Source organism: Aeromicrobium panaciterrae (assembly GCF_031457275.1).
Taxonomy (GTDB): Bacteria; Actinomycetota; Actinomycetes; order Propionibacteriales; family Nocardioidaceae; genus Aeromicrobium; species Aeromicrobium panaciterrae_A.
In genome coordinates this window covers 2258945-2281633 of sequence record NZ_JAVDWH010000001.1, presented here as the reverse complement: position 1 = coordinate 2281633, position 22689 = coordinate 2258945, and the positions used below count along the sequence as shown (strand labels likewise).

The 22689-nt window shown below is 63.7% G+C and carries 20 protein-coding genes and 1 pseudogene; 18 read left to right on the top strand and 3 right to left on the bottom strand.

Translation table 11 applies throughout. The features are described 5' to 3' along the window. Positions 1 to 34: 34 nt before the first annotated feature. The 11 genes from smc (at position 35) to J2X11_RS11625 (ending at position 16331) form a co-directional block, all read left to right on the top strand. Positions 35 to 3595 carry a chromosome segregation protein SMC gene (gene smc / locus J2X11_RS11675; protein WP_309971079.1) on the top strand — a complete coding sequence of 1187 codons (3561 nt, stop codon included), beginning with the start codon at positions 35 to 37 and terminating at the stop codon, positions 3593 to 3595. Then, positions 3592 to 4035, top strand: a complete 444-nt coding sequence (locus J2X11_RS11670; RefSeq protein WP_309971077.1) for an acyl-CoA thioesterase — start codon at positions 3592 to 3594, stop codon at positions 4033 to 4035. The genes smc and J2X11_RS11670 overlap by 4 nt, the downstream gene beginning before the upstream one ends. Positions 4036 to 4051: 16 nt before the next feature. Further along, complete coding sequence (gene ftsY, locus J2X11_RS11665) at positions 4052 to 5269, top strand: signal recognition particle-docking protein FtsY (RefSeq protein WP_309971073.1); 1218 nt, start codon at positions 4052 to 4054, stop codon at positions 5267 to 5269. 144 nt (positions 5270 to 5413) lie between these two features. Then, complete coding sequence (locus tag J2X11_RS11660) at positions 5414 to 6691, top strand: ammonium transporter (RefSeq protein ID WP_309971070.1); 1278 nt, start codon at positions 5414 to 5416, stop codon at positions 6689 to 6691. 2 nt (positions 6692 to 6693) lie between these two features. Beyond that, a complete protein-coding gene (locus tag J2X11_RS11655; protein WP_309971067.1) occupies positions 6694 to 7032 on the top strand; it encodes a P-II family nitrogen regulator in 339 nt (112 codons plus the stop codon). Between the two features lie 135 nt (positions 7033 to 7167). Continuing rightward, positions 7168 to 8442: an ammonium transporter gene (locus J2X11_RS11650; protein WP_309971065.1), complete on the top strand. Its 1275-nt coding sequence runs from the start codon at positions 7168 to 7170 to the stop codon at positions 8440 to 8442. Between the two features lie 10 nt (positions 8443 to 8452). After that, entirely contained in the window at positions 8453 to 8791 is a 339-nt protein-coding gene (locus tag J2X11_RS11645) for a P-II family nitrogen regulator (protein ID WP_309971061.1), read from the top strand. Next, positions 8775 to 11060, top strand: coding sequence for a [protein-PII] uridylyltransferase (locus J2X11_RS11640; RefSeq protein ID WP_309971057.1), 2286 nt, complete (start codon positions 8775 to 8777; stop codon positions 11058 to 11060). Before J2X11_RS11645 ends, J2X11_RS11640 begins: the two co-directional genes overlap by 17 nt. Positions 11061 to 11111: 51 nt before the next feature. Further along, entirely contained in the window at positions 11112 to 12650 is a 1539-nt protein-coding gene (gene ffh, locus J2X11_RS11635; protein ID WP_309971054.1) for a signal recognition particle protein, read from the top strand. 40 nt (positions 12651 to 12690) lie between these two features. Continuing rightward, positions 12691 to 14424 (top strand): ABC transporter ATP-binding protein, encoded by a 1734-nt coding sequence (locus J2X11_RS11630; RefSeq protein ID WP_309971051.1) that lies wholly within the window; start codon positions 12691 to 12693, stop codon positions 14422 to 14424. After that, positions 14421 to 16331, top strand: a complete 1911-nt coding sequence (locus J2X11_RS11625; RefSeq protein ID WP_309971049.1) for an ABC transporter ATP-binding protein — start codon at positions 14421 to 14423, stop codon at positions 16329 to 16331. The genes J2X11_RS11630 and J2X11_RS11625 overlap by 4 nt, the downstream gene beginning before the upstream one ends. On the opposite strand, the gene J2X11_RS11620 is transcribed toward J2X11_RS11625, so the two are convergent. Beyond that, positions 16328 to 16681, bottom strand: a complete 354-nt coding sequence (locus tag J2X11_RS11620) for an arsenate reductase family protein (RefSeq protein ID WP_309971046.1) — start codon at positions 16679 to 16681, stop codon at positions 16328 to 16330. The genes J2X11_RS11625 and J2X11_RS11620 overlap by 4 nt on opposite strands. A 66-nt stretch (positions 16682 to 16747) precedes the next feature. Between J2X11_RS11620 and J2X11_RS11615 the strand changes: the two genes are divergently transcribed. Beyond that, positions 16748 to 17659 (top strand): sterol desaturase family protein, encoded by a 912-nt coding sequence (locus J2X11_RS11615; protein WP_309971043.1) that lies wholly within the window; start codon positions 16748 to 16750, stop codon positions 17657 to 17659. Here the strand turns inward: J2X11_RS11615 and J2X11_RS11610 are convergent. Further along, entirely contained in the window at positions 17646 to 17987 is a 342-nt protein-coding gene (locus tag J2X11_RS11610) for a zinc ribbon domain-containing protein YjdM (protein WP_309971040.1), read from the bottom strand. The two genes, J2X11_RS11615 and J2X11_RS11610, sit on opposite strands and share 14 nt — an antisense overlap. A 65-nt stretch (positions 17988 to 18052) precedes the next feature. Here J2X11_RS11610 and J2X11_RS11605 point away from each other — a divergent pair, with 65 nt between their 5' ends. Continuing rightward, a complete protein-coding gene (locus tag J2X11_RS11605) occupies positions 18053 to 18841 on the top strand; it encodes a crotonase/enoyl-CoA hydratase family protein (RefSeq protein WP_309971038.1) in 789 nt (262 codons plus the stop codon). On the opposite strand, the gene J2X11_RS11600 is transcribed toward J2X11_RS11605, so the two are convergent. Continuing rightward, entirely contained in the window at positions 18838 to 19467 is a 630-nt protein-coding gene (locus tag J2X11_RS11600) for a TetR/AcrR family transcriptional regulator (protein ID WP_309971035.1), read from the bottom strand. The two genes, J2X11_RS11605 and J2X11_RS11600, sit on opposite strands and share 4 nt — an antisense overlap. Positions 19468 to 19537: 70 nt before the next feature. On the opposite strand from J2X11_RS11600, the gene J2X11_RS11595 reads away from it, so the two are divergent. The 5 genes and pseudogenes from J2X11_RS11595 to trmD all read left to right on the top strand — a co-directional run bounded on the left by J2X11_RS11595 (position 19538) and on the right by trmD (position 22678). After that, positions 19538 to 20371: an oxygenase MpaB family protein gene (locus J2X11_RS11595; RefSeq protein WP_309971033.1), complete on the top strand. Its 834-nt coding sequence runs from the start codon at positions 19538 to 19540 to the stop codon at positions 20369 to 20371. Positions 20372 to 20563: 192 nt separating this feature from the next. After that, positions 20564 to 21001 (top strand): annotated as a pseudogene (gene rpsP / locus J2X11_RS11590) (30S ribosomal protein S16); the annotation flags it as partial. A gap of 218 nt (positions 21002 to 21219) precedes the next feature. Further along, entirely contained in the window at positions 21220 to 21471 is a 252-nt protein-coding gene (locus tag J2X11_RS11585; protein ID WP_309971031.1) for an RNA-binding protein, read from the top strand. 3 nt (positions 21472 to 21474) lie between these two features. Beyond that, complete coding sequence (rimM, locus tag J2X11_RS11580; RefSeq protein ID WP_309971029.1) at positions 21475 to 21990, top strand: ribosome maturation factor RimM; 516 nt, start codon at positions 21475 to 21477, stop codon at positions 21988 to 21990. Between the two features lies 1 nt (position 21991). Then, positions 21992 to 22678, top strand: a complete 687-nt coding sequence (trmD, locus tag J2X11_RS11575) for a tRNA (guanosine(37)-N1)-methyltransferase TrmD (protein WP_309971026.1) — start codon at positions 21992 to 21994, stop codon at positions 22676 to 22678. Positions 22679 to 22689 lie beyond the last annotated feature (11 nt).

Genomic DNA, 22689 nt, shown 5'->3' with positions numbered 1-22689 from the left:
AAGTCCACTCTCGGCCGTCGTCGTAGGAGCACCGTTGTACCTCAAGAGCCTCACACTTCGTGGGTTCAAGTCCTTTGCATCCTCGACGACTCTCCAGTTCGAAACTGGCATCACGTGTGTCGTCGGCCCCAACGGCTCCGGCAAGTCCAATGTCGTTGACGCCCTCGCGTGGGTCATGGGCGAGCAGGGAGCCAAGTCACTGCGCGGCGGCAAGATGGAAGACGTCATCTTTGCCGGTACGTCTGGCCGCCCGCCGCTCGGTCGCGCCGAGGTCGTACTCACGATCGACAACACCGATGGCGCGCTTCCCATCGAGTACACCGAAGTCACGATCACCCGCACGATGTTCCGCAACGGCGGATCCGAATACGCGATCAACGGCAACACCTGCCGACTCCTCGACGTCCAGGAACTGCTGAGCGATTCGGGTATCGGCCGCGAGATGCACGTCATCGTCGGCCAGGGCCAGCTCGACAGTGTCCTGCGCGCCACGCCCGAGGAGCGTCGCGGCTTCATCGAAGAAGCTGCCGGTGTCCTCAAGCACCGCAAGCGCAAAGAGAAGGCGCTCCGCAAGCTTGATGCGACACAAGGCAATCTGACTCGACTCAACGACGTACTCACCGAGCTTCGTCGTCAGTTGAAGCCGCTCGGTCGTCAGGCCGAAGTCGCTCGCCGAGCCGCCGTCATCCAGGCCGACGTACGCGACGCCCGGGCCCGCTTGCTCGCCGACGACGTGACGCAGGCACGCAAGGTCATCGCCGAGGAGTTGGCCGACGAGACCGCGTTGAAGGATCGCCGACAGTCAGTCGAGGCGGCGATCGCCGAGGCTCGCGAACAGGAGACGGTGCTCGAGGACCAGCTGCGCGAGGACTCTCCGCGTCTGGCCGCTGCCCAAGAGACCTGGTACTCGCTGTCGGGTCTGCGTGAACGCTTCCGCGGTACGGCTGGTCTGGCCAACGAGCGCGTGCGCCTAGCTGCTGTCGAGGCTGACGATCGTCGAGTCGGTCGTGACCCCGAAGCGCTCGAGGCCGAAGCACGTGCGGCGCAAGCCAAGCACGAGCAGCTCGATGCCGGCGTATCCGAAGCAACCGAATCTCTCGAGCAGGTGATCGCTGCGAAGGATGCAGCCGAAGCCGCCTACACAGCCGAAGAGCGTCGCGTTGCGGGTCTGCTTCGTGCCGCCGCCGATCAGCGTGAAGGTCTGGCCCGGCTCCATGGCCAGGTCAACTCGCTCAAGAGTCGCGCCACAGCAGCCGGTGAAGAAATTGGCCGCCTGACAGTGGCGCGTGACGAGGCCGAGCTTCGCGCCACGGACGCGCACCGTGAGTTCAGCTCGCTCGAGAACACGATCGCTGGACTCAACGCTGGCGAGTCTGGACTCGACGAGGACCTCGAGACGGCCGAAACGGCCCTCGCCGAAATCGTCGAACAGCTGGCATCGCTCGGTTCCCAGACGCAAGAGGCTGAGCGTCAGCAGTCCGCTCTGGCCGCACGCAAGGAAGCGCTCGAGCTGGGTCTGGCCCGCAAGGACGGCGCGGGCGCGCTGCTTGCGGCGACCGACGAGATCAGTGGGCTCCTTGGCTCGGTTGCAGCACTGCTGACCGTACGCAGTGGGTTCGAGACCGCAATCGCCTCGGCCCTCGGTTCAGCCGCGGATGCCGTCGCTGTCGATCACCTCGACACCGCTGTCTCGGCAATGGAGAAGCTCAAGTCTGAGGACCTTGGGCGTGCTGGCATGTTGCTCGGCGGCGGCGAGGTTGATGACTCGTCGTGGCCCGGATTGCCAGCATTCGCGACCTACGCGATTGACGTAGTCGATGGTCCCGCCAAGTTGCAGGGTGCGTTGCGGCGGCTGCTCTACAAGGTCGCTGTGGTCGATGACCTTGAGCAGTCCCGTCAGCTGATCTCCCAATCTCCTGATGTCGTTGCCGTGACTCGTGACGGCGACGTCCTGGGTCCGCACTTCGCGTCAGGTGGATCGTCGTCGAAGCAGAGCCTGATCGAGGTCAAGGCTGCGATCGAGACAGCCGCCGAAGACCTCGAGCGAGCGGTGCACACGCTGGAGCGCCTTCGCTTCGAGATCGAAGGTGCCGAGACTCGTCGGGTTGTCGCTCAGGATCACGTCGATGCGGCGCTGGGTCGACTTCACGAGTCGGACGCCACGATGGCTGCAGTCGCCGAAAATCTCGGCCACCTGGGCGCCACATCGCGAGCTGCACGTGGCGAGGCCGATCGACTGACGACGGCGATCAACGCGGCGGCCGAGGCTCGCGATGTCGACCTCTCAGGACTCGCCGAGCTTGAGGACCGACTCCAGCAGGCCGAGTCCGCGCCGGAGGAAGAGCCGGACACGACCCTGCTCGAGGAACTTGCCGAGAAGGCATCCGCTGGTCGCCGCTCCGAGACCGACGCTCGGCTCGCGTTGCGTACCAACGAAGAGCGCGCCCGTGCCCTTGCCGCGCAGGTCAGCTCACTTTTCGAGGCCGCCGCCGCCGAGCGTCAGGCCCGCATCAAGGCCGAAGAACGGCGCGAACGTCAGCTCCGTGAGGCCGAAACCGCCAAGGCTGTGATCGCCGCGAGCGATCGCGTGCTCGTGCGGCTCGAGCAGTCGGTTCTGCAAGCCTCCGAGCTCCGTCGAACGATCGAGTCGTCACGCTCCGGTCGCGAGGAGACGCTGCGAGGCGTACGCATCAAGTTGCGCGAGCTGAGCACCGAGCTCGACGGACTCACCGACTCAGTCCACAAGGACGAGATGGCCAGGGCCGAGATGCGCCTGCGCCTCGAAGGACTTGAGACCCGGGCCCTCGAAGAGCTGGGCCTCAACATCGAAGAGCTGATCGCCGACTACGGCCCGGATCAGCTCGTGACACCGATCGCCGAGACGCCCGAGGAGGGCGAGGACGCCGCCGAGCCCGGTCCTGCAGTTCCGTACAACCGCGACGAGCAGACCAAGCGGCTTCGCGCCGCGGAGCGATCCATGGCGATGCTCGGCAAGGTCAACCCGCTTGCCCTTGAGGAATTCAGTGCGCTTGAGGAGCGTCACCAGTTCCTGTCGGAGCAGCTCGAGGACCTGCGCAAGACTCGCAAGGATCTGCTGGAGATCGTCGAAGAGGTTGACGCGAAGGTTGAGCAGGTCTTCACCGAGGCTTGGTACGACGTTGAGCGCGAGTTCGCCGACGTGTTCTCACGACTCTTCCCGGGCGGTGAGGGATCGCTGATCCTGACCGACCCGCAGAACATGCTCACGACCGGCATCGACGTGGAGGCCAGGCCTCCTGGCAAGAAGGTCAAGCGACTGTCGCTGCTCTCCGGCGGTGAGCGCTCGCTGGTCGCGGTGGCATTCCTGGTCGCACTGTTCAAGGCGCGCCCGAGCCCGTTCTACATCCTCGATGAGGTTGAAGCGGCTCTCGATGACACCAACCTCGGTCGTCTGCTGGAGATCTACGAAGAGCTGCGCGCCAGCTCGCAGCTGATCGTGATCACGCACCAGAAGCGCACGATGGAAGTTGCCGACGCGCTCTACGGCGTCTCGATGCGCGGCGACGGCGTCTCAGCCGTGATCAGCCAGCGCCTGCGTGACGAGGCTTCGGCTTGAGTCAGGCCACGCTGCGTACGGAGTTCCCGACGCTGCGGACCATCACGACGCGGTGGGAGGACGAGGACGTCTACGGCCACGTCAACAACGTGGTCTACTACTCGTACTTCGACACCGCGGTCAACGGCTACTTGATGGAAGCCACAGGCACCGACATTCGCAAGCTGGACGCCGTCGGCCTGGTGGTCGAAACCCAGTGCACCTTCAAACGGTCCCTCGGATTCCCCGAGGATGTCCGGGCTGGCATCGCCGTCACCAAGATCGGCGGCACGAGCATCGAGTACCGCATCGGCCTGTTCCAGGGAGACACCGACGAGCCGGCCGCGATCGGGCGGTTCGTCCATGTGTACGTCGATGCCGAGACGCGCAAGGTCATACGCATCCCGCAGTCGATCAAGGACGCAGTCACGCCGCTGCTTCAGGAATCCGAGCCGTCCTAGCCTCTAGGATCGCGGTGTGACCACGCTGACCTTGCTGCTGATCCTCGCCGGTGTTGTCGTCGTTCTCGGCGCTGGTCTCGGTCTGGTGATCTCCCGGCGCCGGGCAGAGCTTCCGCCGCCGGATGAGCTCGATGCGATTACCGAAGAGGTCATCGAGCATCCCGAGCACCCGGAACCACAGCTCGAGGAGCCGGTCGCCAAACCCAAGCCTGCTCCGAAGCCCAAGCCGGCACCCGAGCCTGTTCCGGAGCCAGAGCCTGCACTGGAACCCGAGCCGGCCCCCGAACCCGCTCCACCGACGCTTGAGCGTCCCGAGGCGCCGAAGGGCCGACTCGTACGTTTGCGTGCCCGTCTCGCTCGCTCACAAGGCACGCTCGGCAAAGGTCTGCTCGCAGTCCTCGGTCGCGCGAGCCTGGACGACGCCGCATGGGAAGAGATCGAGGACACGCTGCTTGCCGCTGACGTGGGCGTCGGTCCGACCGACGAGCTCGTCGAGCAGCTCAAGACCCGTATGCGAGTCGAAGGAATCAAGGATCCCAACCATGCCCGTACGGTGCTGCGCGAAGAGCTCATCGCTCTGATCGGCCCGAGCAACGATCGCTCGCTCAAGTCGACAGGTGCCGACGGAAAGCCTGGCGTCGTCCTCGTTGTCGGCGTCAACGGCACCGGCAAGACAACGACCGTCGGACGCCTCGCCCGCGTTCTCGTGGCTGAAGACAAGTCCGTCGTGCTCGGTGCCGCCGACACCTTCCGTGCCGCCGCTGCCGAACAGCTCCAAACCTGGGGCGAACGAGTCGGTGTCAACACCGTGCGTGGACCTGAGGGCGGCGATCCTGCGAGTGTCGGCTTCGACGCGGTCCAGAAGGGCATCGCTGACGGGGTCGACGTGGTGCTGGTCGACACCGCTGGCCGCCTGCACACCAAGGCCGGCCTGATGGACGAGCTCGGCAAGGTCAAGCGCGTGATTGAGAAGCAGGCGCCCGTCACCGAGGTACTTCTCGTCATTGACGCCACAACAGGCCAGAACGGTATGACCCAGGCTCGCGTATTCGGCGAAGTCGTCGAGGTGACCGGCATCGTGCTGACCAAGCTCGATGGCACGGCCAAGGGCGGCATCGTGATCGCTGTCCAGCGTGAGCTCGGCGTACCCGTGAAGTTCGTCGGACTCGGCGAAGGTGTGGACGATCTTGCACCTTTCGATCCCGAAGATTTTGTTGACGCTCTCCTCGAGTGACCTGCGGGTTTACCTGCTGTTAACACAACCTGCCGATTCGTGACATTGCCGCAACACGACGAAACCCATATCGAAACCGTCCGATAACAGCCTGTAGCGCAGCGGGTGTTGTCCATGCCTGCGTACGACGACTTCGGAGGTTCCATGAATACCGGTGATACCGCGTGGGTCCTGGCCAGCTCGGCCTTGGTCCTGCTCATGACGCCCGGCCTGGCGTTCTTCTATGGCGGGATGACACGCAGCAAGAGCGTGCTCAACATGATGATGATGAGCTTCGGCGCCATCAGCGTCGTCTCGGTGCTCTGGGTGCTCTACGGCTTCTCAGTTGCGTTCGGCGAGGAGAAGAGCGGCCTGTGGGGCGGTCTTGACTGGGCAGGCATGAAGCACATGACCTCCATCGAGACGACTCTCAACGGCTCGGTCTACGGGATCCCGCTGCTGGTGTTCGCGGCCTTCCAGCTGATGTTCGCGATCATCACAGTTGCGCTGATCAGCGGCGCCATCGCTGACCGCGCGAAGTTCGTCACCTGGCTGATCTTCTCCGTGCTCTGGGTCAGCATCGTTTACTTCCCGGTTGCGCACTGGGTCTTCGACTTCGGCAACGAAGACGGCGAAGGCGCCGGTTGGCTCGCCGCCAAGGGCGTCCTCGACTTCGCCGGTGGTACCGCTGTCCACGTCAACGCCGGTGCAGCAGGCCTCGCCCTGGCACTGGTTCTTGGCAAGCGCGTCGGTTGGAAGCGCGACCCGATGCGTCCGCACAGCTTGCCGCTCGTAATGCTCGGTGCCGGACTCCTGTGGTTCGGTTGGTTCGGCTTCAACGCAGGCTCGGCACTCGGTGCGAACGCGCTGGCCGGTCAGGCGTTCTTCACCACAATGGTCGCCACAGCTGCAGCCGTGCTCGGTTGGATGCTCGTGGAGCTCGTCCGTGACAAGAAGGCAACCAGCCTCGGCGCCGCTTCCGGTGCTGTGGCCGGACTCGTGGCCATCACGCCTGCGTGTGCCTTCGTGACACCCGTTGGCGCTGTCGGCCTCGGACTCGTGGCAGGCGCGATCTGTGCCTTCGCCGTGGGCCTCAAGTACAAGCTGGGCATCGACGACTCGCTCGATGTCGTGGGCGTTCACCTCGTCGGCGGTGCGGTCGGCGCTCTGTCGCTCGGCTTCATCTCCAACTACTCCGGAAGCGAAGGCTTCTTCTACGGAGGCGACTCGACCGTGCTCGGCCACCAGGCACTCGCAGTCGGCGCCGTCGCGGCCTTCTCGTTCACCGTGTCGCTCATCCTCGGCAAGCTGCTCGATCTGACGATCGGGTTCCGTGTCAGCGAAGAGACTGAAGTGACCGGCATCGACCAGATCGAACATCTCGAAACCGCATACGAATTTGCCGGCTCCGGCGGCGGCTCGCACCTCACGAAGGGACTCTGAGAATGAAGCTCGTTACAGCAGTCATCAAGCCGCACAAGTGGGAAGAGGTCCGCGAGGCTCTCGCCGCTGCGGGTGTCGCCGGTATGACCGTGACTGAGGCCAGTGGCTATGGCCAGCAGAAGGGTCACACAGAGGTCTACCGCGGTGCGGAGTACGACGTCTCGCTGGTTCCGAAGATCCGCCTCGAGGTCGTCGTCGATGATGCCGATGTCGACAGCGTGGTTGCCACGATCAGTGGTGCCGCCAAGACCGGCAAGATCGGTGACGGCAAGGTGTGGGTCATTCCCGTCGAGTCCGTCGTACGCGTTCGTACTGGCGAAACCGACGAGGCAGCCCTCTAAAGACTGGAATCACAGCACTGGCGCCGTACCCGCACGGGTGCGGCGCCGGAGTTGCTTCTCGTTCACGACACCGAGAATGTCGCGGTGCGATAGTGTCCGCGACCGACGCGGGTACATCAAAAACGTGGAGGCGACATGAACGCAGGCGATACCGCATGGATGCTGGCCTCATCGGCCCTTGTGCTGCTGATGGCTCCGGGCCTGGCGTTCTTCTACGGCGGCATGGTGCGTGCCAAGAGCGTGCTCAACATGATGATGATGAGCTTCATCGCGATGGCGATCGTCCCGGTCGCATGGTTCCTGTACGCGTACAGCCTGGCCTTCGATGACGACGTCACCGGCGGGCTGGTCGGCGGGCTTGGACATGTTGGTCTCAACGGCATCACGCCTGAGACCCTGACCGGCACGATTCCGACGTACGTATTCGTCGTCTTCCAACTGACGTTCGCGATTGTCACGGTTGCCCTGGTCAGCGGCGCTGTCGCCGACCGGATGAAGTTCGTCGCCTGGGCACTGTTCGTACCGGTGTGGCTCACGGTCGTCTATGCGCCTGTCGCTCACTGGGTCTTTGCGTTCGACACCGAAGACGCCAAGGGCGGATGGATCGCCAACAAGCTCGGCGCTCTCGACTTTGCGGGAGGCACCGTCGTGGAGATCAGCTCCGGTGCGTCGGCCCTGGCCCTTGCGCTCGTCGTCGGCAAACGAGTTGGCTGGAAGCGCGACCCGATGCGTCCGCACAACCTTCCGTCCGTGCTCCTTGGTGCGGGACTCCTCTGGTTCGGCTGGATTGGCTTCAACGCGGGCTCGGCGCTCGGCGCCAACCATCTCGCCAGCCTCGCCCTGATCAACACCGTCGCTGCAGGCGCCGCTGCCATGCTCGGTTGGCTCGCGATCGAGGTACTTCGCGAAGGCAAGGGCACCAGTTTCGGCGCAGCCTCCGGCCTGGTGGCCGGTCTCGTCGCCATCACACCTTCGTGTGGTTCGGTTTCACCGATGGGCGCCCTTGTGGTCGGCGCGGTCGCCGGCGGCATCTGTGCCTTCGCGATCGGCTTCAAGTTCAAGCTCGGCTACGACGACTCGCTCGACGTGGTCGGTGTTCACCTGGTCGGGGGCCTCGTCGGCACGCTCCTCATCGGCCTGCTCGCCAGCAACGCAGCGATTGAGTTGCTCGGCTTCGGTCAGCCGGGGCTGTTCTACGGTGGCGGCCTCGATCAGCTCGGCAAGCAGGTCGTTGCCGCAGCGGTCGTGCTCGTCTACGCATTCACGTGTACGTACGTGATCGCTACCGTGATTGACAGGCTCATCGGCCTACGCATCGACGAAGAGCACGAAATCACTGGCATCGATCAGGTCGAACACCTGGAGACCGCGTACGATCACGCGGGATCGTCGACCGGCGGACTGGGATAGGGGACTGAAGATGAAGCTCGTGACTGCGGTCGTCAAGCCGCACAAGTGGGAAGAGGTCCGCGAGGCTCTCGCCGCCACAGGAATCGCCGGTATGACGGTGACTGAGGCCAGTGGTTATGGCCAGCAGAAGGGTCACACCGAGGTCTACCGCGGCGCTGAGTACGACGTTTCGCTGGTTCCGAAGATCCGCCTTGAGGTCGTCGTCGATGACGCCGAGGTGGAGAAGGTGGTCGCCACGATTACTGGAGCTGCCAAGACCGGCAAGATCGGTGACGGCAAGGTCTGGGTCATTCCCGTGGAGTCCGTGGTGCGTGTCCGCACTGGCGAGACCGATGAGGCAGCGCTCTAAGCAGGTGCTTCCCGAGAACGAGCTGGCGCAGCGGCGAAGGGATCGTGCCCTCGAGGCCGACGAGACGCTGCGTGAGCTCTTTGCGAAGGCCACCGCCGATGGCGGAGGGTCCGGAATCGTGCTCGTCGCAGTTGGTGGCTACGGGCGTAGCGAGCTGTCGCCGTTCAGCGATCTCGACGTTGTCCTGCTGCACGAGCCAGGGCTCGACGAGGATCACGTACGAGCGGTCGCCGAGGCGATCTGGTACCCGCTGTGGAACGACAATGTCGCCCTTGACCACTCCGTACGCGACACGGTGCAGATGCGTGAAGCGGCTGCGACAGACCACCGAGCGGCGATGGGCATGCTCGACGCTCGCGCGGTAGCCGGTGACTCTGAGCTCGTCACTGCACTTCGCTCGGAGGTGCTGGCTGATTGGAGGCGCGAGGCTCGTACGCGTGTCCAGGAGGTTCGTGAAGCTCGCTTGGCCCGCATCGAACGGTCCGGCTGGTTGGCGCACTCGGCTGTCCCGGACCTCAAGGAGTCCGGGGGAGGGCTGCGCGACAGCGTGATCCTCCGCGCGCTGGTCGCGACCTGGCTGATCGACGTGCCGCACGAAGAATCCGAGAGCCTGCGCAACTCGTTGCTGGACGTACGCGACGCGCTTCACGAAGTGAGCGGCCGACGCGTCGAGCGGCTGGACGCGGAGCTGATCCCCGAAGTCGCCCGCTTGCTCGATATGAATCCAGAGGAACTCGACCTTCACACCCGCCAGTTGGGCCGTCGAATCGCGCACCTGTGTTCATTGGCGTGGCGCCGTATCGATCGCGCCGTTGCTCCGACGCGCAAGCCGAAGATTTCGGCCACAGGTCCCGTCGTCACTCGTCTGGCCGAAGGCGTCGGTTTGCTCGACGGTGAAGTTATTGTCATGCAGCGCGCTGATCCGGCGATCGATCCGGAGCTTGCTCTGCGGGCTGCGGCTGTGGCCGCTCGAGACGGCCACCCGTTGAGCGCGGGTTCCGCGGCTCGGCTGGCCGCAACGATGGGCGAGATGCACGATCCGTGGCCCAAGTCGTCGACCCGGCTGATGGTCGACCTACTCACGGCAGGCCCGGGCCTCATCCCGGTCTGGGACGAGCTCGACTTCGCGGGAGTGATCGATCGCCTGCTCCCCGAGTGGGGACCGGTCAGGCTTCGGGGGTCGTCATCGCCGGTGCATAGCTTCACGGTCGATCGCCACAGCCTGGAGACCTGCGTGTTCGCTTCCGAGGTGCAGCGCGACGTCGCTCGTCCGGATCTGTTGGCCGTCGCTGCATTGCTCCACGACATCGGCAAGGGCGTCGACGGTGACCACAGTGTCGAAGGTGAACCGATGGCCGTGGCAATCGCCACGCGGTGGGGCTTTGACGCAGAGGACGCAGCGACGATCGGACGACTCGTACGTTGGCATCTCCTGCTGCCGACGATCGCCACGCGGCGAGATATTGAGGATCCGTCGACGGCGGCGAACGTCGCCGAGGTCGTGGAGTCGGCTGACTTCCTGGAACTGCTCGCCGCGTTGTCAGCCTCGGATGCTCAGGCAACCGGATCGGCGGCGTGGACGACGTGGCGCCGGGGCCTGATCGAAGGTCTGGTCTCCAAGACGCAGGCTCAGCTCGATGATGCCGTCGCGAGTCCCGACCCGCAGGCGTACGAGGGGTGGCCCGCCCAGGTTCCGATTCCCGAGCACGGCACTACTGGGCCGGCTGACTTCACTCTTGAGGTTGAAGCGCACAAGGACGGTTCCTTGCTCACAGTCGTGACCTCTGATCGGCACGGTTTGATGGCTGATCTTGCAGGTGCCATCGCGCTTGCTGGGCTGGAGGTTCGCTCCGCACGCACCGTGACTCTCGGCGATGCGGCGGCGTCGTTGTGGGAGGTTTCGCGGGAAGACGTCGACGCGAGTCGACTGAGCGAGCGGATTCGACCCGCGCTCGCTGGCGAGATTGACCTCGCTGCACGACTCGAACTCAAGCCGGCTGATGATGCCGTGGGCTCACGCATCCGGATCCTCGACCGGCTGTCGGAGACAGCAACCTTGCTGGAAGTCCGCGCGCACGACCGCCGCGGTCTCGTGTGGACCGTGTGCCACGAGATCGCGTCCTCCGGACTCTCGATTCGTTCGGCGCACATGTCGACGTACGGCACCGAGGTACGCGATGTGTTCTACGTCGTCGACGCCGACGGCAACCGTCTCGACGACGCAACCGCTGCCGACCTGCGCGATCGGGTCGAGGCGGCTCTCGGCTAACCCGTTAGGCTTGGCACACCCTCATACCTGATCCAAGGACACCGTCTCCACATGTTCGACACCCTGCAAGACCGGCTCCAGTCGGCGTTCAAGAACCTTCGTGGCAAGGGTCGACTGTCTGAGGCTGATATCGACGCCGTTGCGCGCGAGATCAGAGTCGCCCTGCTCGACGCCGATGTCGCGGTCCCGGTCGTCCGCGAGTTCATCGCCAACGTCAAGCTGCGCGCTGCAGGTGCAGAGGTCAGCCAGGCACTCAACCCGGCCCAACAGGTCATCAAGATCGTCAACGACGAGCTCGTCACGATCCTCGGCGGCGAAACGCGTCGCATCCGCTACGCCAAGACCGGGCCGACCGTCATCATTCTGGCCGGCCTCCAGGGTGCGGGCAAGACCACGCTCGCCGGAAAGCTCGGACTCTGGCTCAAGTCGCAGGGCAAGTCGCCGATGCTTGTTGCGGCCGACCTCCAGCGTCCCAACGCCGTCACTCAGCTGCAGGTTGTGGGCCAGCAGGCTGGTGTCACGGTCTTTGCGCCCGAGCCCGGCAATGGCAAGGGCAATCCGGTCAAGGTTGCCAAGGCGGGCCTCAAGGAAGCGCAACGCACACTCCACGATGTCGTGATCGTCGACACCGCCGGACGCCTCGGCATCGATGCCGAATTGATGCAGCAGGCAGCCGACATTCGCAAGGCCGTCGATCCCGACGAAGTGTTGTTCGTGATCGACGCGATGATCGGTCAGGACGCTGTCACGACAGCGCAGGCATTCCTTGAGGGTGTCGACTTCACCGGTGTCGTGCTGACCAAGCTCGACGGCGATGCACGCGGTGGTGCGGCACTGTCCGTACGGTCCATCACCGGTCGCCCGATCATGTTCGCCTCGACCGGCGAGAAGCTCACCGACTTCGATGTGTTCCACCCCGACCGCATGGCCGGGCGAATCCTCGACATGGGCGACATGATGACCCTCATCGAGCAGGCCGAAAAGGTCTTCGATGAGGAGGAGGCCAACAAGGCCGCCGAAAAGCTCATGGGTGGTTCGTTCACCCTGCAGGACTTCCTGGGCCAGATGGAAGCCATGGCCAAGATGGGCTCGATGTCCAAGCTCATGGGCATGCTCCCGGGCATGGGCGCCATGAAGGAACAGCTCGACAACTTCGACGAGCGTGAAGTCGACCGCATCAAGGCGATCATCCTGTCGATGACACCGGCCGAGCGCGACAACCCCAAGATGATCGACGGCTCCCGCCGAGCTCGCATCTCCAAGGGCTCGGGAACGCAGGTCAAGGACGTCAACCAGCTGGTTGACCGGTTCTTCGACGCCCGCAAGATGATGCAGCAAATGGCCAAGGGTGGCGGAATGCCAGGGATGCCCGGTATGCCGGGAATGCCTGGTTTGCCCGGTCCTGGCAAGCGTGCGGGTGCCAAGCAGAAGCCGCAGCAGAAGAAGGGCAAGCGCGTCTCCGGCAACCCCGCCAAGCGCGCGGCTGAGGCCGCGGCCACCAAGAAGGTGGATGGCGCGAGCGCATTCGGCTTCCCCGCTGGTGGCAAGGACGATTTCGAGCTGCCCCAGGAGCTCAAGGATCTGATGTAGGTCGGCTTGTCCCGTCGTACCGGCGGGATAACCTGCAGTAATGCTCATCCCGCTGATGCGGACCTATCTCGCGCCCTACAAGGGTCCGCTTGCAGTGGTCATCTTCTTCCAGCTTGCTGGCACGATCGCCAACCTCTACCTGCCGGGTCTGAACGCCGACATCATCGACAAAGGCATCGTCCAGGGCGACACCGGCTTCATCGTGAGCACAGGAACGGTCATGCTGGGCTTCACGGTGCTCCAGGTGATCTGCACGATCATCGCGGTCTACTACGGAGCCCGTACGTCGATGGCTGTCGGCCGCGATATGCGGGCCGGCATTTTCGGCAAGGTTGAGACCTTCGCGCAGCGCGAGATGACTGAGCTCGGCGCTCCGACACTGATCACCCGCACCACCAACGACGTGCAGCAGGTCCAGCTGCTGGTGTTCATGCTCCTGACGATGCTCGTCGCTGCGCCGATCATGGGGGTCGGCGGCTTGGTGATGGCATTGCGTCAGGATGTCGAGCTGTCCGGGATCCTGGTTTTCGTCCTCCCCGTGCTGATCTTTTGCCTGTCTTTGATCATCCGCCGGCTGCGTCCGCTGTTCCGGCAGCTGCAGGAGCGCATCGACGACATCAACGGCGTCATGCGCGAGCAGATCATGGGCATCCGGGTTATTCGTGCCTTCGTCAAGGAGGACTACGAGACCGAGCGGTTCCGCGATGCCAACCACGCCAACATGGACGTCGCGATTTCGGTCGGCAAACTCACCGCCCTGTTCTTCCCGCTCGTCATGCTGATCATGAACGTGTCGGTGGTTCTCGCGACCTGGATCGGCGGATTCCGGGTCGGCAGCGGCGACCTTGATGTAGGCACGCTGACGGCATTTCAGGCGTACATCACCCAGATCCTGATGTCGGTCATGATGGCGACCTTCCTGTTCATGATGTGGCCGCGTGCCGAGGTGTCGGCCGAGCGCATCACCGAGGTGCTCGAGACCGAACCCAGCGTGCTGGCGCCTGACGATGCCGTCGAGGTCACGCTTGGCGAAGGCCGCATCGACATCGAGAAGGCATCCTTCGCATTCCCGGGCGCCGAGCAGGACGTACTGCACGAGATCGATCTGATTGCCCGACCGGGGGAGACCACCGCAATCATCGGCTCCACCGGCAGCGGCAAGACGACACTCCTCAGCCTGATCCCACGCCTCTTCGATGCCACGGCCGGCACGATCCGTATCGACGGACACGACATTCGGTCGCTGCACCCCGAGAACGTGTGGGCGGCCATTGGGCTGGTGCCTCAGAGACCGTTCCTCTTTGGCGGCACGGTCGCTTCCAACCTGAAGTACGGGCGACCCGACGCGACGGACGAAGAACTCTGGGACGCGCTCGAGATCGCGCAGGCCAAAGACTTCGTCATGAAGATGCCCGAGCAGCTCAACGCGCCGATCTCCCAGGGCGGTACGAATGTGTCGGGCGGTCAGCGCCAGCGGCTCGCAATTGCTCGAGCGATCGTCAAGCGCCCACCGATCTACCTGTTCGACGACTCGTTCTCGGCGCTCGACTACGCGACCGATGCCGCTCTGCGCAATGCGCTGCGAGCCGTCACCGCGGATGCCGCAGTTGTCATCGTCGCCCAGCGGGTTTCGACGATTCGCAACGCCGATCGCATCGTCGTGCTCGATGAAGGACGAGTGGTTGGCACGGGCAAGCACCCGGATCTCATGCAGACCTGCGAGGTCTACCGCGAGATCGTCCTCTCCCAGTTGACGGAGGAGGAGGCCGCATGAGTGCGATGCGTGGGCCGATGCTCGGACTTCCACCGGCCAAGCCCAAGGACTTCAAGGCGACGTTCAAACGCCTCGCCGAGCGACTCCTGCGCGATCGTCTCCTTGTCTGGGGTGTCATCTCGTTTGGTGTCGTCGGCACGATCCTCACGGTCGTCGGACCGAAGATCCTCGGTCACGCAACTGACATCGTCTTCACGGGCTTCTTGTCGAGCAAGTTCCCGGACGGCGCAACCAAGGCGGAGGTCGTCGCGCAGCTACGCGCGAATGGCGAGGACAAGCTCGCATCGCTCGTGGGCTCAGTCGACCTGCAGCCTGGCAAGGGCATCGACTACACGTCGCTTTCGTGGGTGCTCGGTGCCGTACTCGTCTTGTACGTCGTCGCATCGGTCCTGACGTGGTTCCAGGGTGTCGTCACGACGACCGTCGTGCAGCGCACCGTTGCGACTCTCCGTGACGATGTTGAAGCCAAGATTCACCGGATGCCGCTGTCGTACTTCGACAAGACCGAACGCGGAGAAGTGCTGTCCAAGACGACCAACGACATCGACAACATCGCGCAGTCGTTCCAGCAGACGATGAGCCAGCTCCTCACCTCGATCCTGATGGTGATTGGCACGCTCACGATGATGCTGATCATCTCGCCGCTTCTGGCTCTGGTTGCGGTCGGAACGATCCCCATCGCGTTCCTGCTGACCAAGGCGATCGCCAAGCGTTCGCAGCCTCAGTTCATGGCGCAGTGGGCCAGCACCGGGCGGCTCAACGGGCACATCGAAGAGGTCTTCACCGGCCACGAGGTCGTCAAGGTGTTCGGACGCCAGGCCGAGGCTCGCAAGGTGTTCGACGAGCGCAATGACGATCTGTTCAAGGCGGCGTTCAAGGCGCAGTTCATCTCCGGCGTGATCCAGCCCGTGATGATGTTCGTGTCCAACCTCAACTACGTGCTCGTCGCCGTCATCGGTGGTCTGCGCGTGGCATCCGGCTCGCTGAGTATCGGTGACGTACAGGCGTTCATTCAGTACTCACGCCAATTCACCCAGCCGCTGACGCAGGTCGCCGCAATGATCAACCTGCTCCAGTCGGGTCTTGCCTCGGCGGAACGAGTGTTCCGTCTGCTTGACGAGCCCGAAGAGAGCGCCGACATTGCCGACGCGCCGTTCCCCGATCCCATACGCGGTCGCGTCGTGTTCGATGACGTCTCATTCGCGTACAAGCCGGATGAGCCGCTGATCGAGCACCTCAATCTGACCGCCGAGCCCGGACAGACGATTGCCATCGTTGGTCCGACGGGTGCGGGCAAGACCACGCTGACCAATCTCGTGCTGCGCTTCTATGACGTCCAGGCTGGGCGGATCACGCTCGACGATGTCGACATCTCGCACATGGATCGCAGTTTGCTGCGCGACAATTTCGGCGTCGTGCTTCAGGACACGTGGCTGTTCAAGGGGACGATCCGCGAGAACATTGCGTACGGCGCACACCGCGCGACCGAAGAACAGGTCATGGCGGCTGCAGAGGCTGCGTACGTCGACCACTTCGTGCGTACGTCGCCCGACGGCTACGACACGATCATCGAGGACGAGGGCACCAACGTCAGCGCAGGTCAGCGACAGTTGTTGACGATCGCGCGTGCGTTCCTCGCCGACCCGGCGATCCTGGTGCTCGACGAGGCAACGAGCTCGGTCGACACCCGTACGGAGTCGCTGGTGCAGGGCGCCATGGAGCAACTGCGTTCGGGTCGCACGTCGTTCGTGATCGCTCACCGTCTGTCGACGATTCGCGACGCCGACCACATCGTCGTGATGGAAGACGGCCACATCGTCGAACAGGGCACGCATGACTCTCTGCGAGCCGCGGGTGGCGCATACGAGCGTCTTTACAGCGCCCAATTCGCCGGCTCGACCGTCTAGGCCAAGAACGCGGCGACCCGGTCCTTGGGTCGACCGATGATGGCGCGGTCTCCGCGTACGAGCACGGGACGCTGCATCAGGCGGGGATGTTCAACGAGCAGATCAGCGACGGCCGAAGGCGTCGTGTAGTCGTCGGGGTTCAGCTCGAGACCCTTGAAGAAGCCGTCCTTGCGTACGAGATCGGCAGCGGGATCCTCGAGCTTTTCGATCAGGTCGAGCAGCTCGTCTCGGGTCAGTGGCTTCTTGAGGTACTGCACGATCTCAGGCTCGATGCCGGACACGGACGCCTCGTCGAGGGCGTGCCTCGAGGTCGAGCACGCGGTGTTGTGGAGGATCGTCACGTCAGCCATGCCGCCGAGCATACGACCGCAGCAGAACTGCTGTCGGCGGCCCACCTCGCATGCGACGATGTCCGGATGTGGGAGGCGTTTTCGCACAATCTGAAGGATCCGGCCGGTGCCGCGATCCCGTTCTTCCTGTTGTTCATGTTCATCGAGATGGCAGCGGTGAAGAACGAGGCCAAGCACGACCGTGAGGCAGACGTCGCTGCTGGCAACGTGATGGTCAAGGGCTACCTCAAGGAGGACACCCGGGCCAGCCTGACGATGTTCTTCGGCTCAATCGGGTTCTCGGCGGTGTTTCGTACGGCAGCGTTCCTGCTTTACACGGTGATCTACGTGCACCTGGCGCCGTGGCATCTGTCGGCCGAGAACCCGTGGACCTGGGTTGGCGTGCTGCTCGGTGTCGACCTGCTGTTCTACACGTACCACCGCTTCGCTCACCGGGTACGCCTTGGCTGGGCTGGCCATCAAGCACACCACTCGAGCGTTTACTTCAACTTCTCGACCGCCTTGAGGCAAAAGTGGAATCAGTGGTTTGAGGTCGTCGTGTGGCTTCCGTTGCCTCTCCTTGGCGTGCCGCCGTGGATGATCTACTTCGTCTTCTCAATCAACCTGATCTGGCAGTTCCACCTGCATACCGAAAAGATCGAGAAGCTGCCGCGCTTCTGGGAGTTCATCTTCAACACGCCTTCACACCATCGCGTGCATCACGGCTCTGATCCGATCTACCTGGATCGCAACTACGCCGGAATGCTGATCATCTGGGACCGGATGTTCAAGTCGTTCCAGCCTGAACTGCATCGCCCCACGTACGGGCTGACAGTGCCGGTCGAGACATACAACGTGTGGTCGCTCCAGTACGGCGAATACAAGCGCATCTGGCAGGACGCCCGCCGTGCGCCTCGGCTCCGAGACAAGCTCGGCTATGTCTTCGGCCCACCGGGCTGGGCGCCTGGGCAGCCAGCCAAGACCGTCAAGCCTTCTTGACCACGCTGGACTTCAGCTGCATCGGACCAAACCCGTCAACTTTGCAGTCAATGTCGTGGTCGCCGACGCCGTCGACGAGCCGAATGTTGCGCACCTTGGTGCCGACCTTGATCGACAACGCCTGACCCTTGACCTTGAGGTCCTTGATGATCGTCACAGTGTCGCCGTTGTTCAGGACGGTGCCGTACGCGTCCTTGATCTGCGCCTCGGCCTCAGCGGCCTCGGCTTCGGCCGGCGACCACTCGTACGCGCATTCTGGGCAAACGATCAGTTCGCCCATCTCGTACGTGTATTCGCAGGCGCAGGACGGACACGGTGGCAGGTTCACCGCATCAGGATAGGGCGCGCCGGACCGACTTCTTGATGATCCGGACGTGTGGCAAGAATGGGTGCATGAGCACTGAGGTGAAACGGACCGTACGTCTCGACATCGATGACGCCATCTGCACCATCACGATCGACCGTCCGGAGGTGCGCAACGCCGTAGACGGACCAACGGCGCGACAGCTCCGAGATGCGTTCGAGGAGTTCGAGGGCAATGACGACCTCGCTGTCGCCGTCCTGACGGGCGCCGAAGGCACATTCTGCGCTGGCGCCGACCTGCAGGCATTCGATACGTCCCGACGCAATGAGCTGGATTCAACCGGCGGGGGAGATGGACCGATGGGTCCTTCTCGTATGGAGCTCACCAAGCCCGTCATTGCTGCTGTCGCCGGTCACGCGGTCGCCGGTGGCCTCGAGTTGGCTCTCTGGGCGGATCTTCGGGTGGTCGAGGAGGACGCCGTGTTCGGTGTGTTCTGTCGTCGCTGGGGCGTTCCGCTGATCGACGGCGGCACCGTACGCCTTCCGCGCATCGTTGGACAGGGCCGCGCTCTCGACATGATCCTCACCGGGCGACCCGTCGGAGCGCACGAAGCGCTGCAGATGGGTCTCGCCAACCGCGTCGTACCGGTAGGGGAGTCGTTGACCGCTGCTCACGATCTCGCCGAGCAGATTGCTGCGTTCCCGGCCGCCTGTATGAAGGCCGACCGCGCGTCGGCATACCGCCAATGGGACCTGCCGCTCGACGCTGCGCTGCGGTCCGAGGGATCAGCCGGCATCCAAATGCTGATGTCCAACCCAGATGCTGCCGAGGGCGCCAAGGCGTTCAGCGAAGGCGCCGGCCGCCACGGTGAGTTCTAGTCGCGCACAGAGGCGGCTGACGAGGCGAACAGCGCGACACAGAGGTCGACCAGTTCTTCCTGCGTCACGTCGAGGTCACCGTGCTGCCACGCGGTGAGCGTCTCGCCGAATCCGCCCACGAGGAACCGGGCAACCGCATCAAGGCGGGCTGTCGGATCGGTCTTGTAGAACGATTGCGCTTGGGCTGCAAGCAGTCCCGCGAACATGCGGACCATCTCGAGCCGCTTCGCAGCGAGCGCGGGATGAGACAGGGCGGTGGTGAAGATCAGTCGCCCGCGACGAGGATCAGCAGCGAGGTGCGCAACGATCGCGCTGAGACCCGTGCGGATCCGCTCCTGCTCTTCTTCGGGGGATGTCGCGAGAGCTGCCAGGGTCTCGTCGACGAGATTCGTGATGACCCGTTCATAGACCTCGACCGCAAGCGCGTCGCTGTCGGCGAAGGACTCGTAGAAGTAGCGCGCAACGACGCCGGCCTGGGCGCACACGCCGCGTACGGTCAGCGTCACCGAGTCGTCGGCTGAACCGAGCAGGTCGAGACCAGCGTCGAGTAGCCGTTCGCGGCGCTCGGAGGCGCGCTGATCGGCGTTGACGCCGCCGTATGGGCGGACTGACGCGGACGTGCTCATACGTACATCTTGACACGTGCGTGTGCGGAGTGTTCCATAAGTGCTAACAGACGTTCTCAGATTTTGGAGCATGATGGCAACCGCGACAGTCCTGCCCGACGACCATCGGCTGCGCTACACGTTCGACCCCATGATGATGCAGGGCGCGACGGCCAACGTGATCATGCAGTTGGCCCTCAAGCCAGTCGGCTATGGCGTGGTCTACGGCAAGGTCGACAGCGGCAACGTGTTCAAGCATCCGATGAAGCGGCTGCGTACGACGCTCAGCTATCTCGCCGTGGCGACGCTCGGCACAGACGAAGAGATCAACGCCTTTCGCGAGGCGGTCAACGAGGTCCACAAATACGTCAAGTCGCAGCCTGGCGCCGAGGTGAAGTTCAACGCGTTCGACAGGGATCTTCAGCTTTGGGTCGCTGCGTGCCTCTACATGGGCTTCAAACTCGGCTACGAGGCCATGCACGGTGAGATCGATGAGGACATCGCCGACTACATCTATGACGAGGCGGCCAAGCTCGGCACCTCGCTGCAAGTGACTCAGGACCAGTGGCCCGCCGATCGCGCTGCCTTCGACGAGTACTGGGAGCAGGGCCTTGCCAAATGCGAGATCGATGACGTCACCCGCGAATACCTCTGGTCGCTCACCAACCTCAAGCAGCTCCCGGCTTGGGCGCGTTGGCCGTTCGTGCCTTCCAGCCGATTCTTCACGATCGGCTTCCTGCCGCAGGTTCTGCGCGACCAGATGCATGCCAACTGGACTGACAAGCAGCAGAAGCGCTTCGACAGGTTCTTCCGCGTATGTGGTCGGCTCTCTCGCTTCTCGCCTCGTTTCGTGCGCGAATACCCGTTCAACGTCTACATCTGGGACGTCCGTCGCCGGATCAAGAAGGGCAAGCGGCTCCTCTGAGCGCCGGTTGCATCTCCGAATTGGAGCCACGAATTGGAGCAAGGGCCAGCGGTCTGGCAGAATGACTCCTTGCGTCCGGTACGCGTGAGGGCCCTCTCTCCCACATGCTCCGGCACACAGATTTCGTCGGCCGTGTCCCCACGCGGCACCGGCAAGTCACCACATACAAGATTCTGAGGAGACACCACACTCGTGGCAGTCAAGATTCGCCTGAAGCGCATGGGCAAGATCCGCACGCCGTTCTACCGCATCGTCATCGCCGACTCGCGCACCAAGCGCGACGGTCGCGTGATCGAAGAGATCGGTACGTACAACCCCAAGGCCGACCCGTCGATCATCAAGATCGATGGCGACCGTGCCAAGTACTGGCTCGGAGTTGGCGCTCAGCCGACCGAAGCCGTCGCCGCACTGCTCAAGATCACCGGCGACATCGGTGGCAAGAACACCATGAAGTTTGCTGAGCCGAAGCGCGACAAGGAAGAGATCTTCCAGGAAGCGCTCAAGGAGCTCCACAGCGACAACAAGGCTGACGCCGTAACTCGCAAGGCTGCTGCTGCCAAGAAGGCTGCTGCTGCCGCTGAGGACGAGGCCAAGGAAGCCACCACGGCCAAGAAGAAGGCCGACACTGCGCCTTCTGATGAGGCGAAGGCTGACGCCCCGGTCGAGTCGCCTGCCGATGAGGCACCTGCTGCTGAAGAGGCGAAGGCTGAAGAGCCCGCCGCTGAGGAAGCACCTGCTGAAGCTGCGCCTGCTGAAGAGGCAAAGGCTGACGAGGCTCCCGCCGACGAGGCAAAGGCTGAAGAGCCCGCCGCCGAGGAAGCACCTGCTGACGAGGCAAAGGCCTGATCGTGGCCGCGCCCATCGTCGAGGTCATCGAGCACCTGGTCGCCGGCATCGTCGACAATCCTGACGACGTCAACGTGCGAGCCAAGCAGACACGCAACGGTGAGCTGTTCGAGGTCCGGGTCAATCCCAGCGACCTCGGCAAGGTCATCGGACGTCAAGGTCGTACCGCAACCGCCATCCGCAAGGTCGCTGGCGCGATCGCCGGCAGGGGCGGCGCGCGCATCGATTTTGTGGACGTCGACCGCCGGAACTGACCCATGCAGGTCGTCATCGGCCGCATTGGTCGAGCCCACGGCATTCGCGGTGAGCTCAACGTAGATATTCGAACTGACGAGCCCGAACGGCGTTTCGCCGCGGGCTCGTCAGTCATTTGTGGCGATCGCAAGCTGACTGTCGCGACGGCACGTCACCACAGTGGACGTCTGGTCGTCTCGTTCAAGGAGATCGCCGACCGTACGGCGGCCGAGGGCCTGCACGGCAAGGTCCTCGAAGCTGAGATCGACCCCGTCGAGACCCCGGATGATCCCGACGAGTTCTACGACCACCAGTTGGTCGGACTCGAGGCGCGCAGCGGCGATGCCGTTGTCGGCACCGTGACGGGAATCGTCCATGGCCCGTACCAGGACACGTTGACGATCAAGATCGACGGCCGCGAGGTCTTCGTACCGTTCGTGACTGCCCTGATCCCTGAAGTCAGCGTGAGTGGTGGATTCGTCACGATCAACGAGATCGAGGGTCTCCTCGATCCTGACAAGGCCGAGCGAGACGATTGAGATGCGTATCGACGTCATCTCGATCTTCCCCGCCTACCTCGACGCGCTTCAGCTGTCGTTGGCAGGCAAGGCGCAGGCTGCAGGGCTGCTCGAGATCGCTGCACACGACTTGCGCGAGTTCACCCGCGACAAGCACCGCAGTGTCGACGACACCCCGTACGGGGGCGGCGCGGGCATGGTGATGAAGCCAGAGCCGTGGGGCGAAGCTCTCGACACGGTCACCACGGACGAGGCCGTCATCATCGTGCCGACTCCGTCAGGTGAGGTGTTCACCCAGCGCACGGCTGAGCGACTCAGCGGCGAACGGCACCTCGTCTTCGCGTGCGGACGCTACGAAGGCATTGATCAACGCGTCATGGACCACGCCGCAACCCGCTGGCGGGTCGAGGAGATCTCGCTCGGTGACTTCGTTTTGAACGGGGGAGAGGTCGCAGCGCTCGCGATGATCGAAGCCGTCGTACGCCTGATTCCCGGTTTCATGAGCAACCCAGAGTCGCTGGTCGAGGAGTCTCACGGCGATGACGGCCTGCTTGAATACCCGGTCTATACGAAGCCCGCATCGTGGCGAGAGCTCGACGTACCCGACGTTCTCCTATCGGGGAACCACGCGGCAATCGCCGCCTGGCGACGCGAGAAGGCAGTTGAGCGCACCCAGGATCGTCGCCCGGATCTCACAGGTGAGATGTAACACTCCCGAAA